15 protein-coding genes are annotated in these 14,530 nt (G+C 54.6%); 2 read left to right on the top strand and 13 right to left on the bottom strand.

Annotated elements, in window-relative coordinates; translation table 11 throughout:
• Window positions 1-18: 18 nt before the first annotated feature.
• Together L103DPR2_RS02920 and L103DPR2_RS02915 are read left to right on the top strand one after the other, a co-directional pair.
• The gene (locus L103DPR2_RS02920) at window positions 19-543 is read left to right on the top strand and encodes a flavin reductase family protein (protein ID WP_055359671.1); all 525 of its coding nucleotides are present in this window, start codon (window positions 19-21) and stop codon (window positions 541-543) included.
• 18 nt (window positions 544-561) lie between these two features.
• Window positions 562-990, top strand: coding sequence for a MarR family winged helix-turn-helix transcriptional regulator (locus L103DPR2_RS02915; protein ID WP_055361809.1), 429 nt, complete (start codon window positions 562-564; stop codon window positions 988-990).
• Here the strand turns inward: L103DPR2_RS02915 and L103DPR2_RS02910 are convergent.
• From L103DPR2_RS02910 to L103DPR2_RS02850, 13 genes are all read right to left on the bottom strand, one after another.
• Window positions 980-1,384 carry a RidA family protein gene (locus tag L103DPR2_RS02910; protein ID WP_055359670.1) on the bottom strand — a complete coding sequence of 135 codons (405 nt, stop codon included), beginning with the start codon at window positions 1,382-1,384 and terminating at the stop codon, window positions 980-982. The two genes, L103DPR2_RS02915 and L103DPR2_RS02910, sit on opposite strands and share 11 nt — an antisense overlap.
• A 10-nt stretch (window positions 1,385-1,394) precedes the next feature.
• A complete protein-coding gene (locus tag L103DPR2_RS02905; RefSeq protein WP_156339935.1) occupies window positions 1,395-3,068 on the bottom strand; it encodes an AMP-binding protein in 1,674 nt (557 codons plus the stop codon).
• A gap of 32 nt (window positions 3,069-3,100) precedes the next feature.
• On the bottom strand, window positions 3,101-4,270 hold the full coding sequence (locus L103DPR2_RS02900) for an acyl-CoA dehydrogenase family protein (RefSeq protein WP_055359668.1): 1,170 nt from the start codon (window positions 4,268-4,270) through the stop codon (window positions 3,101-3,103).
• Between the two features lie 2 nt (window positions 4,271-4,272).
• Complete coding sequence (locus L103DPR2_RS02895; protein WP_055359667.1) at window positions 4,273-5,133, bottom strand: enoyl-CoA hydratase family protein; 861 nt, start codon at window positions 5,131-5,133, stop codon at window positions 4,273-4,275.
• Window positions 5,130-5,621, bottom strand: a complete 492-nt coding sequence (locus L103DPR2_RS02890; RefSeq protein ID WP_055361808.1) for a MarR family winged helix-turn-helix transcriptional regulator — start codon at window positions 5,619-5,621, stop codon at window positions 5,130-5,132. The genes L103DPR2_RS02895 and L103DPR2_RS02890 overlap by 4 nt, the downstream gene beginning before the upstream one ends.
• Before the next feature lie 11 nt (window positions 5,622-5,632).
• Window positions 5,633-6,412 (bottom strand): SDR family NAD(P)-dependent oxidoreductase, encoded by a 780-nt coding sequence (locus L103DPR2_RS02885; RefSeq protein WP_055359666.1) that lies wholly within the window; start codon window positions 6,410-6,412, stop codon window positions 5,633-5,635.
• A complete protein-coding gene (locus tag L103DPR2_RS02880) occupies window positions 6,412-8,802 on the bottom strand; it encodes a bifunctional salicylyl-CoA 5-hydroxylase/oxidoreductase (RefSeq protein ID WP_055361807.1) in 2,391 nt (796 codons plus the stop codon). The genes L103DPR2_RS02885 and L103DPR2_RS02880 overlap by 1 nt, the downstream gene beginning before the upstream one ends.
• A 132-nt stretch (window positions 8,803-8,934) precedes the next feature.
• Window positions 8,935-9,990, bottom strand: a complete 1,056-nt coding sequence (locus tag L103DPR2_RS02875) for a flagellar motor protein MotB (RefSeq protein ID WP_055359665.1) — start codon at window positions 9,988-9,990, stop codon at window positions 8,935-8,937.
• A gap of 5 nt (window positions 9,991-9,995) precedes the next feature.
• Entirely contained in the window at window positions 9,996-10,856 is an 861-nt protein-coding gene (gene motA, locus L103DPR2_RS02870; RefSeq protein ID WP_055359664.1) for a flagellar motor stator protein MotA, read from the bottom strand.
• Between the two features lie 90 nt (window positions 10,857-10,946).
• Complete coding sequence (gene fliS, locus L103DPR2_RS02865) at window positions 10,947-11,381, bottom strand: flagellar export chaperone FliS (protein ID WP_055361806.1); 435 nt, start codon at window positions 11,379-11,381, stop codon at window positions 10,947-10,949.
• Between the two features lie 131 nt (window positions 11,382-11,512).
• On the bottom strand, window positions 11,513-12,265 hold the full coding sequence (gene fliA, locus L103DPR2_RS02860) for an RNA polymerase sigma factor FliA (RefSeq protein WP_055359663.1): 753 nt from the start codon (window positions 12,263-12,265) through the stop codon (window positions 11,513-11,515).
• Window positions 12,266-12,269: 4 nt separating this feature from the next.
• Window positions 12,270-13,088 (bottom strand): MinD/ParA family protein, encoded by an 819-nt coding sequence (locus L103DPR2_RS02855; protein ID WP_055361805.1) that lies wholly within the window; start codon window positions 13,086-13,088, stop codon window positions 12,270-12,272.
• Window positions 13,081-14,508, bottom strand: a complete 1,428-nt coding sequence (locus L103DPR2_RS02850) for a hypothetical protein (protein ID WP_055359662.1) — start codon at window positions 14,506-14,508, stop codon at window positions 13,081-13,083. Before L103DPR2_RS02850 ends, L103DPR2_RS02855 begins: the two co-directional genes overlap by 8 nt.
• Between the last annotated feature and the right edge of the window lie 22 nt (window positions 14,509-14,530).

Genomic DNA, 14,530 nt, shown 5'->3' with positions numbered 1-14,530 from the left:
ATTTCATACAATCAGCTCATGAATTCCCCTAGCCCCACCTTCGACACCCAGCACTTCAAGCAATCGCTCTCACGCTTTCCAACCGGTGTCTCGGTCATTACCACCCACCAATTGGGTGAGGCCAATCCCGCTGAATGGGGGCATCAATTTGTAGGGCTCACCGCCAGCTCGTTCAACAGCGTGTCATTGACGCCCCCGCTGGTAGTCTGGAGCTTGGGCTTGAAATCACGCACCTTGCCGTCGTTTCAAAAGACGTCGCATTACGTCATCAACATCTTGAGCGAACAACAATTGGCTTTGTGCAATCAATTTGCATTTGGCCAAGGCGATCGATTCGGCGGCGTTGACTATGCGTTGGGCACTGCCGGATTGCCCGTTTTAAAGGGCGCATTGGCTTGGTTTGAATGCCGCAACCGCAGCCAATACACCGAAGGCGATCACATCATTTTTGTCGGTGAAGTTGAACAATGCGGCTTTGCTGATGGTTCACCCTTGGTGCATCAGCAAGGTGGTTTTTACAGCGCCCAAAAACTGCCAGGTTAATTCGAGTCATTGCCCACCATGGCCACCCAAGAATTTGTAGACAGCTATTTGCCCTACTTGCTTGCACGGGCCAGCTTCACCATTTCTTCAGAATTTCATGCGCAAGTTGAAGCGGCAGGGCTGACGGTGTCTGAGTGGCGAATTTTGGCGTCCTTGTCGGGCGTGAAACAGCGCACCGTGGGTGAATTGGCAGAAATTGTGCTGGCCAAGCAACCCACCGTCACCAAGATGGTTCTCCGAATGGAAACAGACAACTTGGTCATTCGCACGCCCTGCACGCAAGACAAGCGCCAAGCCTGGGTGAGCTTGACACCTGCAGGTCAAAAACTGGTCAAGCCGCTCCTGAAAAAAGCGCAGCAACATGAGCAAAAAGTTTTGGCCTTGCTAGGCCCCGCGCACAGCACCTCGCTTAAAAGCATTTTGCAAAAACTGATTGTCAAGGCTTAACGGCCGTCACCTCAATCTCGACCAAAGCCCGGTCTTCTACCAAATCGGCCACTTGAACCAAGCTCATGGCGGGGTAGTTTCTGCCCATCACTTCTTGGTAGACCTTGCCCAATTCGCGACCACGCGCCACATACTCTTTTTTGTCTTTCACGTACCACGTCATGCGGGCCATGTGCTCTGGTCCTGCACCCGCGCAGGCCAGCGTGGCCACAACGTTTTGCAAGGCTTGTTTGCACTGCGCCACAAAGTCATCGGTCTCAAATTGACATTGGCCATTCCAGCCAATCATGCCCGCCACAAAAATCATTTCACCGCGCGCAGCCATGCCATTGGCATACCCTTTGGCAGGTGCCCATCCCTCTGGCTGAAGTACTTTCAAGAGGCTTTGTGACATCTTCTGCTCCTTATTTGTTTGAATTGAAAGCCATCGCTTGCTGGCGTAATTTAAAGCGCTGCAACTTACCCGTCTCGGTGCGCGGCATGGCATCGCAAAACATCACGCGCCTGGGGTACTTGAAGGGCGCAATGGTTTGCTTCACAAACTCTTGAATTTCTTTTTCCAAGACAGGTGAGCCTGTGTAGCCAGGCTTCAGCACCACAAAGGCCATCACCACCTGTCCGCGCTCGATGTCGCTGGCACCCACCACGCCACATTCGGCCACTGCAGGGTGTTGCATCAAAGCGCTTTCCACCTCGGGGCCAGCAATGTTGTAGCCCGCAGAAATGATCATGTCATCGTTGCGCGCTTGGTAACTGAAGTAGCCATCCGCATCCATCACAAACGTATCGCCTGGCAAATTCCAGCCTTCTTTGACGTAATCCTTTTGGCGTGGATCGTCCAAATAGCGACAACCTGTAGGGCCCCTGACCGCTAAGCGACCCACTACACCTGGCGGAACGGCTTGCATGTCTTCGTCCACAATTTGCGCTTGATAACCTGGCACCACTTTGCCAATGCTGCCTGCACGCACTTCGTGTCCTGCACTTGAGATGTAGATGTGAATCACTTCGGTACCACCAATGCCATCGGTCATCTCGATACCTGTGGCTTTTTTCCACAACTGGCGAGTGGCATCGGGCAAAGCCTCACCCGCCGAGACAGTGTGCTTCAAGGACTTCAAATTGAAAGCACCGGGTTGATCGCTGACCAGCATGGCCATTTGGCGGTACATGGTGGGTGCCGTGTAACACTGTGTGGCGCCATAGTGACCCACAGTTTGCAGCAATGACTCGGGCGTGTATTTCTCCAGCAGCACCGCACAGGCACCGTAGCGCAAGGGAAAGGCCAGCAAGCCCCCTAATCCAAAGGTGAATGCAATGGGCGGCGTGCCACACACAATGTCATTGGCATCCATTTTCAAGACATGACGCGGAAACAAATCACACATGGCCAACACATCACGGTGAAAATGCATCGTGCCCTTGGGCTGACCCGTGGTGCCGCTGGTGAATGCAATCAAACAGACATCGTCACGGCTGGTTGGGTAGGCCTCAAAGGCTGTTGCATGCTTTGCCATGCGCGCCTCAACGCCGCCAGCGTCTTCTGACCTGAACCACAGCACTTGCTTTAACGCAGCCGCATGATGTGGATGCGCTGGTTCGGTGCAATGACGGAGTTCGTCGGCCAGCAAGCTGTCGCACAAGGCAGCACTCACCTGCGCTTTGTCCACAATTTGCTTAAGTTCAGCAGCCCGCAGCAAAGGCATGGTGGGCACCACCACCAAACCTGCCTTCAAGGCCGCCAAGAAACATGCGGCCATCATGGGACTGTTGCCACCGCGCAGTAGCAAACGCTGGCCTGATTTCAAGCCCATGTCGGTGGTCAGCACATGTGCAATTTGATTGACCTTGGCCTGCAACTGCGCGTAGGTCCAGCTGATGTCGCCTGTCGCGTCTTTACCGCGGACAGCCATGCGATCGCCAAGACCCTTGGCCACGTGATCGTCGAGCAAGCCTTGAACACAATTGAGTTGAGCGGGGTACTGAACTTCTGGGCGATCGAACACAAACACGGGCCATTGGTCAGGCGGTGGCAAGCGGTCGCGCGTGAACGTGTCTGTATGTGACGAAGGGGCCAATGAAGCGGAGAGAGATGACGTCATGTCTGGCCTCACTTGAGCAAATCGCGACCAATGATCAACTGCTGCACTTCGGTTGCACCTTCATAAATGCGAAGGGCTCTGATTTCTCGGTACAGCGACTCGACAATGCAACCTTTTTTCACACCCATGCCACCATGCATTTGCACAGCCATGTCGATGATTTGTTGCGCATTTTCTGTGGCGGTCATTTTGGCCATGGCCGCTTCTTGCGTGATGCGCTGGCCTTGATCGCGCAGCCATGCGGCGCGGTAAGTCAACAAAGTTGCAGCGTCCAGCAGTGTGGCCATCTGCGCCAACTTGCTCTGCGTGATTTGAAAATCACCCAAACTCTGTCCAAACATCTTGCGCTGCTTGGCCCAGGCAATCGATTCATCCAAGGCTCTGCGTGCAAAACCCAAAGACGCGGCCGCCACCGAGGTCCGGAACACATCCAAAGTGGCCATGGCCACTTTGAAACCTTCGCCGGCGGCACCAATGCGTTTGGCATGGGGCACCAACACGTTGTTGAAATGCAGTTTGGCCAAGGGGTGCGGCGCCACCACATCAATGCGTTCGGCAATTTCCAAACCTGGTGAGCTGGCGTCCACAATGAAAGCGCTGATGCCGCGCGCGCCAGGCGCTTCACCCGTGCGTGCAAAGACCACGTAAAAATCTGCAATGCCACCGTTGGAAATCCAGGTCTTGAAACCATTCAAACGGTAACCTTCAGCCGTGTCGACAGCGCTGCATTGCATCGCAGCCACATCCGATCCTGCATCAGGCTCGCTGAGTGCAAAAGCCGCTAACGCCTCACCTTTGGCAACACGCGGCAGGTACTCGGCTTGTTGTTCTGGCGTCCCTTTCAAACTGATGGCACCCGACCCCAAGCCTTGCATGGCAAACGCAAAGTCTGCCAAGCCATGGTGCCAAGCCAATTCTTCGCGCAAGATGCAAATGGTGCGTGTGTCGATCACATTGGCCGTACCGCCATACAACTGACCAGCGATGGCTGGCTTCAACCAGCCGCCTTGTCCCAAGGCTTTCACCAAACTCACACACTCGCGGTCAATGGCCTCACGCGATTCGTCGTGGCCATGCAAGTCCGCAAACTGTTGGCGGGTCCAGGTTTGCAGTTTGTCTTTGAAACTGCGGTGCGATTCATCAAAGAAGGGCCAGGCCAAATGAGCGGCTGAATTCATGCTCAATCTCCTTCAAACACAGGGGTTTGCTTGGCCACAAAGGCGTGATACGCCCGGTGGAAATCGTTGGTGGCCATGCAAATGGCTTGGGCTTGTGCCTCTGCCTCAATGGCTTCGTCCACACCCATGTTCCACTCTTGTTGCAACATCTTTTTGGTCATGCCGTTGGCAAAGGTAGGGCCACTGACCAAGACTTGCGCCATCGCTTGAGCTTCGCTCAACACAGTCTCGGGGGTGCACACTCGGTTGTAGAAACCCCAACGCTCGGCCTCTTCGCCAGGCAAGCCACGGCCGGTGTACAACAACTCGGACGCGCGACCTTGCCCAATCACGCGGGGCAACAACGCACATGCTCCCATGTCACAACCGGCCAAGCCCACTTTGTTGAACAAGAAATAGGTTTTGCTTCGCGCTGTTCCGTAGCGCATGTCAGACGCTAGCGCTAACAGTGCGCCAGCACCGGCGCAAATGCCATCAATGGCGGAAATGATGGGCTGAGGGCACGCACGCATGGCCTTGACCAAATCACCGGTCATGCGCGTAAAGGTCAACAGGCCTGGCATGTCCAACTTGGTCAGCGGGCCAATGATTTCATGCACATCACCACCGGAGCAAAAGTTTCCGCCTGCACCGGTCACCACCACCGCATGGACATCATCGGCATAGGCCAAAGCGCGAAACAAATCGCGCATCTCTGCATACGACTCAAACGACAAGGGATTTTTTCGCTCAGGTCGATTGAGGGTGAGCGTGGCCACGCCGTCCTTCACCTCAAACAGCACATGCGCTGCTTTGTAGTTGGCCAGTTTGTTGCCATGGCGCGGCAACTGGTGCGGCTCGCCCGGTAAATATTTTTGACTCATGCCATCTCCTCCTGTTTTTGTAAATTCTTTTTCAGTGCACCCAACAAGGTGTACAGCTGACTCTGCTGGTTGTCTGACAAACCGGCAAACATGTCGGCCACCCAGGCTTCGTGCGCAACCGCCATGTCAGTAAATGCATCTCGCCCCGCCTTGGTCAACTTGACTGTGAACGAGCGTCGATCGTTGGCACCCACTTGGCGCAGCACCAACTTCTCTTTTTCAAGCTGGTCCACAATGGCCGTGATGTTGCCGCCCGTCACCATCATGCGGCGCGACAACTCCCCCATCGTGAGCCCCTCCGGATGACGCTCCAGTTGGGCCATCAAGTCAAAGCGCGGCAAAGTGATGCCAAATGACTCTCGCAACTTTTGCCGGATCTTGTCTTCAACGCGCGTGGTGCAAGACAACAAGCGAAGCCACAAGCGCAATGAAGCGTGATGGTCGGCATGGGCTCTGAATTCATGATCGGCGTTTTTTTGCAAACTCATCTCTTGTGCCATCACATCGTCTCCCCGCCATCTACGGCAATCGATTGACCATTGACCGATGCTGCGGCCTCACTGCACAGCCACATCACAGCTTGCGCCACCTCATCGGGTTGAATCATTTTTTTCTGTGGGTTGTGTGCCACCAATGCGTCGCGTGCTTGCGCTTCGGTTTGACCCGTTTTGGCCACAATGTTGGCAAGCGACTCGCGCACAATGTCGGTCTCGGTGAAACCAGGACACACCGCATTCACGGTCACACCTTTGCGCGCCAACTCCAATGCCAAGCTGCGGGTGAGACCAATCACGCCATGCTTGGCTGCAGCATACGCAGACACATAAGCAAAGCCTTTCAAGCCGGCTGTGCTTGCAATGTTCACAATCCGGGCGGCATGACCCTTGGCACTCTCGGCCAACAGGTCTGGCAATGCCGCTTGAATGCACAAATAAGTGCCCGTTAAATTCACATTCAACATTTGTTGCCAAAGTTGCAAATCCGTCTTGGCAAAAGGCTGACTGAGCGCCTGGCCTGCATTGTTGACCAGCAACGTCACAGGACCCCAAGCCGCATGATTGGCGCGGTGCGCTGCCTCTACTGAAGCGGGGTCGCTCAAGTCCATGACACTCAAGTGCAACTTCACACCAGGAAACGCCTTGCGCAATTCAGCCGCTTGCGATTCCAAAGTCTGCAAGTTGCGACCCGACAAACTCAGCACCGCCCCTTCACGGGCAAACGCATGTGCAATGGCCGCACCAATGCCTCGTCCAGCACCCGTGATCCAAACGTGTCGCATCAATTCTCTCCTTTGGCGGCTGCTGGTGACGCACTCATTGCAGCCATGGCGGCAGCTCGTTCAAAATTGGTTTCCATTTGACGCTTGCCCGACACATAGGCTTTGTGCCAGTTCAAATCGGTGTATCCAATGCGCGCGGCCTCTTGCATCGTCCAAGAAGGATTGGCCAAATGGGGTCGCGCCACTGCGCACAAATCAGCGCGGCCAGCCGCAATGATGCTGTTGACATGGTCTGCTTCTGATATAGCGCCCACTGCAATGGTTCGCACACCCGCTTCATTGCGAATGCGATCGGCAAACGGCGTTTGAAACATGCGGCCATAGACGGGCTTTTCGCGCTTGTCGACTTGACCTGAAGAGCAGTCCACAAAATCCACACCGGCGGCTTTGAACGCTTTGGCAATTTCAATCGCATCGTCGGGTGTGATGCCGCCCTCCACCCAATCGTGCGCTGAGATGCGCACTGACATCGGCTTGTCTTGTGGCCATACTTGGCGCATCGCCGTGAACACAGCCAGCGGAAAGCGCAAGCGGTTGGCCAAGGCGCCGCCAAACGCATCGCTTCGGTGGTTGGTCAGCGGCGAAATGAAACCCGACAACAAGTAGCCGTGCGCACAATGCAACTCCAGCCAGTCAAACCCGGCTTTGGCACCCCGCTCTGCGGCAGATACAAACGCCGCCAACACGGCGTCCATGTCGGCTTGCGTCATTTCATGCGGCACTTGGCTCACGCCGTCCATGTAGGGCAAAGCCGAGGGCGCCATCAGCGGCCAGTTGTCGCCATCCCGTGCGGTGTCGTTCAAAGGCATGTCAATGCCATCCCATGCCCTACGGGTCGAACCTTTGCGCCCTGCATGACCCAACTGCAAAGCGATCTTGGCATCTGACTGTGCATGGACAAAATCCACAATGCGCGCCCAGGCGTTTTGCTGTTCGTCATTCCATAAACCAGGGCAACCCGGCGTGATGCGCCCTTCAGGCGTCACGCAAGTCATCTCGGTGAACACAATGGCGGCGCCGCCCACGGCACGGGCGCCGTAATGCATCAAATGAAAATCGCCTGGAAGTCCGTCCACGGCTGAATAGGTCGCCATCGGCGACACCATCACGCGGTTCTTCAAACTCACACCACGCGCTTGCAAAGGCAAGAACATGGGCGGCGTTGATTTGGCTTTGGCGCTGTCATCAAAGTTGGCCAGCGAGGCCATGAAACGTTCGTAGGCGGCCACAAACTTGTCATCGCGCAAGCGCAAGTTTTCATGCGAGATGCGTTGGCTGCGCGTGAGCAGCGAGTATGCAAATTGCTGTGGTGGCAAATTGACATAGCGCGCCACATTCTCAAACCACTCTGTCGAATTGCGCGCAGCATTTTGAATCTTCAGCACCTCCACAGATCGGGTCGCTTGGTAAGCAGTCATCACTTCCTTCATGCCTTTGACATCGTGCCCTACGCGCTCAAAGGTGTCGGCCAGTTCAATGGCATCCTCCAACGCCAGCTTGGTCCCCGACCCAATTGAGAAGTGTGCGGTGTGCGCAGCATCGCCCATCAGGACATAAGGCACTTTCCTGCCATCGGCCGACGTGTCCCAGTGCACCCACTGATCGCAAATGACGCGCGGAAATTTGATCCAATGCGCAGAGCCTCGCAAATGTTTGGCATTGGTCATGAGGGGATGGCCGTCCAAATACTTCGCAAACAACTTTTCACAAAACGCAATTGACTCTTCTTGCGACATGCTTTCAAAACCCGCAGCCTTCCACACGGACTCAGGCGTCTCCACAATGAAGGTCGATGTGTCGCCATCAAACTGATAGGCATGCGCCTGAAACCAGCCGTGCTCGGTTTCTTCAATGGCAAACGTAAAGGCATCAAACAACTTGCGCGTGCCCAACCACACAAAGCGGCATTGGCGTTCGTCAATGTCGGGCTTGTAGGTGGATTCAAAGCGCGTGCGCACTTTGGAGTTGATGCCGTCACACGCAATCACCAAGTCGGCTTTGTATTGCGCGGCAATGTCGGCATGGGCATCGACCTCGGCCTCAAACACCAATTCAACACCCAGCGCTTCGCAGCGCTTTTGCAAAATGTTCAGCAAGCGCTTTCGACCAATGCCACAAAAACCATGCCCCCCCGAGCGCATGGTTTCGCCTTTGAAATGCACCGCAATGTCATCCCAATGGTTGAACGCACCCAAAATCTCAGAGGCTGTGACCGGATCGGCCACTTGCAGCCTCGACATGGTGGCATCGGAAAACACCACCCCCCAACCGAAGGTGTCATAAGGCTTGTTGCGCTCCAGCACCGTGACCTTGTGTTCTGGATGACGCAACTTCATCAGCAGGCCGAAATACAAACCGGCGGGGCCGCCCCCAAGGCAGACGATGTTCATGACGCTTTCCTTGTTCCTGAAATTTGATTGTTTCAACTTCAATAGTTGAAGCTTGAAATAATTATGAACAGTCCAAGGCAAGGGGTCAAGACATAAAAAAAAGCAGCTTCGAAAAGCTGCTTTTGGGAGGTTTTACTGGTTCAACACCGTGATGCCGATCCGTCGATTTCGAGGATCTTTGGGATCGTTCGGGTTGTAAGGCGCGGTATCGGCCACACCCTCAATCCTGGCAAACCGGCTGTTAGGAATGCCTTTTTTCTCAATGATCTTGCGCGTTTCTTCCGCCCGCTCGGCCGACAAAGACCAGTTGTTGCGGTCGTCGGTGTTGGCAAACTGAATGCTGTCGGTGTGCCCTCGAATGGCCACTTTGTTGGGAATGCCCTGCAATGTTTTGGCCACTTCGTTCAACAAAGCTTGCGCCTTGGGCGTCATGTTGGTGGTACCCAAGCCAAACATGGCGAAGTCGGCTTTGTCGAGAATCTCGATACGCAAGCCATCTTTGTCTCTGGCAAATGAAACCTGGTCTTTCATTTTTTCCAGCTTCGGATTCTTGGCCATGGCCTCTTTGATTTCTTTTTCCAGCTTGTCAAAGTTGGCTTTGTCGGCAGCCTCAGCCGCTTTCTTGCCTGGATCGCCATCTTGGCCCGACTCTTTGCTGTCAGCACCTTTGGGTGACGGATCGTTTTCTGTGGGACCGCCTTCAGAGCGTGGGGTCACCATGTTCAATGCACTGGTTTGCTTGGCAGAGAAGGGGAAGCCATCGGGATCTATGACCGAGCGACCCCCCAACATGCCGTCGGAGCCCGCCAATTTGCCCATCGTCACATTGCTGTGCGAGGTGGGTTTGAAATAGTCTGCAATGCTTTTACGTTGGTCGGCATTAGAGGCACCCAACAGCCACATCAACAAGAAGAAGGCCATCATGGCGGTCATCATGTCGGCCAGCGCAATTTTCCAAGCACCACCGTGCGCACCACCATGGCCATCGTCCATGATCTTTTTGATGGTGATGGACGGCGCCACCACCACAGGCGCATCGGGATCGGCTTCTTCAGGAATGAGGGGCGCAGCTTCAGCTTCTGTTTCAGGCGTGCCTTCAGCCACAGCGCCTGCCTGCGCACCCGCTTCTGCGGGTGCGTCTGCCGCAACTGCCTCTTCTGTTGGCGCTTCTAAAACTGCTTCAGCCATGGCGATTAGCCTCGCAACCCGTCAAACACTTCAGCAAAACTAGGCTGATTGTGGTGGCTGATGCTGGAACGCGCGGCCTCAATGATCAAAGGCATGGGGTGACCGTGCAAAGTGCCAATGATGATCTGCTTCACCACTTTGAAAATCTGACCTTCGTCTTCAATGATCTGTGCCAAGCGTGAAGCCATGGGCTCCACAAAACCATAAGCCATGAACACGCCCAAGAAGGTACCCACCAAGGCGCCACCGATCATGCCGCCCAACACGGCAGGCGGTTGGTCAATCGCACCCATGGTTTTCACCACACCCAACACGCAAGCCACAATACCCAGCGCAGGCAGCGCACCAGCCAAAGTGGCCAAAGCGGCCTGTGGTTTCAAAGCATCGTGGTGGTGAGTTTTGATGGAAGCGTCCATCACGTCTTCCACCGCATAAGGGCTCAAGGGGCTGGTAGACACCACCATCAAACGAACCGTGTTACAGACCAAGTCCAACAAAGCATGGTCGTGCAAAATTTTGGGGTACTCCGCAAAAATAGCGCTGGATTCGGGGTTCTCAATGTGCGCTTCAAGGGCCACAGGGCCCTCGGTTTTCAAGGTCTTCATGATTTTGGACACCACGAAGATGGTACTGAGGTAGTCCTCTTTATGGTACGCAGGGCCTTTGAACACTTTGCCCATGCCGGCCATGGCGCCTTTGAAGATGTCCATGGAGTTACCGACCAACATACCACCAATGCCAGCGCCCAAAATACACATGATCTCAAGGGGCGCTGCTTTAATAATAGGCGCCATGTCGCCACCGTGCAGGATGTAACTCCCGAACACGGCAACCATCAGAACGACGATACCAATAATCGCAACCATATTTCTCTCCAAAAACGACCAAACGGGCGGCTGGCTCCCCAGCTGCGCCCGTCATTGTTCCTTCAAAGCTTTGCCCTTTCAGGCAAAAGCTCAATGCATTGCAGACATTGCAACACCTGATGCAGGCGCAGTTTTAGGTAACAAGTTAGGAACATCACGCCAAGCTTGGCGAATTTCATTCAACAGCGTGTGAACTTCTTGCAATGCATCGAGGTCATTGCGAGCATTCACATGCACCAAACGGCGTGTCACATAACTGTACAACTCGTACAGGTTGCGTGCCAAGTCGCCGCCTTTGTCCAAGTCCAAGGCACCTTGTAAGCCCAGGACGATGCGGCCAGCGCGCACCAAACTTTTGTTCTTGTCTTCAATAGAGCCACGCTGAATGTGACCCTTGGCTGTGACCAAGCTGTCAATCAAGCCGTCAAACAGCATCTGAATGAGCTCAACCTTATCGGCCACCATGGCTTGTGATGCATGGTTACCTTCGCCGTAGCTCTCCATTGCTTTGAAATGTACTCGCATGATGTCTTGTTCCTTTTGATCCTGACACAGCAGGAATCGGAGGGACATCGGGAAACTTGAGTCTTCAGATGCAAAAGAAGCCACAAATGGCGGCGGATTGGCGCGAACCCCAGAAAAAGCGAAGGACAGGCTCATGCCGCACCCTTTACAGCCTTGGGTTTGGCCACATTGGCGGGCTCAACTTTGAGAGTACCGCGCAGTTTTTTGACCACCGCCGTGAGCAACTGGCTCACCCTGGACTCGGTCACACCCAAAACTTCACCAATTTCTTTGAGGTTCAGCTCTTCAACATAATACAAATTCATTAACAATTGGTCGCGCTCGGGCAAATCGCCGATGGCATCGGTCAAAGCGCCCATGAACTGCTCGTGCTCCACAATGGCCTCGGGCTGCTGCGACGTATCGGTGGCAATGTTCATCACCTCCTCGGTCACCACTTCCATGGAATAGGTTTCAAAGCGACGCGCCTGGGTGCGCTCTTTGTGAAACAGCTCAATGTCCTTGCCCATGTAGTCGGCCAATTCGGCCTGGGTGGGTGTGCGGCCCAACTCGGCACCCAACTCGTGGGTGGCTTCACTGTGCGATTTGTTGATGGCCACGGCCGAACGAGGCAAAAAGGACAGGCGACGCACCTCGTCCAAAATGGCCCCGCGAACGCGGCTGTGTGCAAAATTCTCAAACTCGATGCCCTTGACGGGGTCGTAAGCGCGGGCCGCTTCGAGCAAGCCAATCATGCCCACTTGAATCAACTCGTCGAGTTCCATGAAAGGCGGCAGTCTCACCTTCAGGTGCAAAGCCACGCGCTTGACCATGCCCAAATGGGCCATGACCAGCGCTTCGCTGTTGTTTTGAACCTGTTCGTAAAGGCGAGTGGAGTTGGCCATGGTCTTATGCGCTGGTTTTCACCAAACGCTCCACAAAAAACTGCAAGCCACCCGAAGCCTCATCAATGGGCGCCAACTGACGAATGGCTTCAGCCAATCGACGGAAATCACGTGCGCCTGCACTGCCAGGGGCAAATTCGGCCACCGGTTGGTATTTTTTGAGCGCCGCCAAAATCAGCTCGTCGTTTTCAATCGAGCCCAAGTAGCGAATGGTGCGGTTCAAAAAGCGGGCACACACTTGGTTGATGCGCTCAAACAGTTGATAGCCTTCTTGCGCGCTTCCCACACCATTGGGGATGAGGTAAATCTCATCCAAACCGTGGTCTTGAATCAGCACCTTGATGGTGGCGTAGGCGTCGGCAATGGACGACGGATCGTCGCGCACCACCACAAAACGGCGGGAACAAGCGGACATGAAAGCCAACACTTCAGGCGAAATGCCAGCGGCCATGTCGACAATCAGAAAATCGATGTCATCGGTGAGCGCGCTGAAGGCACGCACGATGTTGGCCGCTTGGATATCACCCAAGGCTGCCATTTCTTGAATGCCAGACGCACCCGGCACCAGCTTGATGCCTTGACGGGTGGTGACAATGATTTCTTGCAGGGTTTTCTCGCCACTTAAAAAGTGGCTGAGGTTGTAGGGACAACGGCAGCCCAATGCAATTTGGGCATTGGCCAAACTCATGTCGGCGTCAAACAACATGACGCGGTGACCCATGGCCTGCAATGCAACAGCCAAGTTCACAGAGACCGTGGTTTTACCCACCCCTCCTTTGCCACTGGCAATGCCAATGACTTGGGTACTTTTTGCTTTATCCATGAAGCTCATTCTGAGGGATTTCCACTGACCAATGAGGACGGCTCAAACCCAGTGTGTGGGTGAGGGGTTCATTGGCAGCTTCAAGCTCTTTCACCTGAGGCTCTAGTGTCGCAGGTTTTAGGTCAGCTTCCACCATGACATCGCCCAAAGCCTCAGAGCTTGGGGTCAATTGCGCCATGGCAATGTTGATGAGTTTTTGCAAGCCCGACGATTTCAAGCCATCGGCCACGCGGTCCGAACTGCCGCCCGCTGAAACCACGCATTGCGCGCCTTCGGCAATCAAAAACTGGATCAGGGGCCAGGGCGAATGCGATTCGTCCAACTTGCTGATCATCAGGCTCTGCCATTGCAGATTGGATTTCAACATGATGCGTGACAAGGTGACGCCAGAAGAGTCGGCAGGCACCACCGCATGCAAACCGGCCTCTGGGCAAATTTGCGAAATTTCGGCCAAACGCTCGTTCATCTGCACACCGGGGGTGTCAATCAAAATCAAGCGACGTGGTGACAGCTCATTCAAGAGCAAACTCAGTGTTTCGGGGTTGGCTGCACGGAAACACTCCACACCCAATTGGGCGCACAGCATTTGCGTTTGTGCCCAAGCGCCAGCACGCATGTCGTGGTAACTCACCACCGCCACGTATTCGACACCGTAATGCAGGGCCGCTTGTTGCGCCGCTTTGGCCACCATCAAGCTTTTGCCAGAGCCCGACAAGCCGGCCATGACCTGAACGCCGCGGTTGGGAAAACCTTCTTGGGGGCGCTCTAAATTGTGCGTCAGTTGGCTTCGAATGCTGGCCAAGGCGCTGTCCAAACTGGGCTGCTCGCGCAAGCCTTCTTGCAGCAAAGCGCGCAAGGCAGTGGGCACAGAAGCCTCGGTCATGGCTTGCACCAAGGGCTGAATGTGTGCGGGCCAGTATTGGTTCATTTGCCAGCTGGCTGTTTGCTGGCTCAAGCGAAACTCTTGGCGCAATGCGGCCAACTCTTCGCGCACCAAAGACACGATTTCTTGGCTGCGAACTTGCTCACGGCCTTGTGTTAACAAGTGCTCTGAAGAGGATGCGTCACGCGTGAGTTTGTTGAATGTGATCGCTTCAGAAGCTTCTTCTTGCGCCTCTTTTTTAGCGCCCGATTGCATCAAGTGGTGCAAATGGTCACTGAAAGGACTGCTGACAGAAGAGGGTGTATTGGAAACTTGTTGGCGTGTGGGCGCTGCGGCTTGCACAGTCACCGTGCTTCTACCGACCTCGTCGTCCATCAACTCTTCTGGACTGGCCTCGGCCACTTCCAAAGCTACGATCAATTCTGTTTGCCCTTCCACGCGTTGATTCGAGATGATCAACACATCGGGGCCGTACAAAGCCATCGCCTTTTCAGTGGCGCTGCGTGTATCGCGAGCAAGGATGCGTTTGAGTTCCATGGTCTTATCTCTTCATCAATCT

The sequence above is a fragment of the Limnohabitans sp. 103DPR2 genome (assembly GCF_001412575.1).
Lineage (GTDB): Bacteria > Pseudomonadota > Gammaproteobacteria > Burkholderiales > Burkholderiaceae_C > Limnohabitans_A.
The sequence above is the reverse complement of the archived record's forward strand: the minus strand, read 5'-3'. Positions and strand labels throughout refer to the sequence as shown.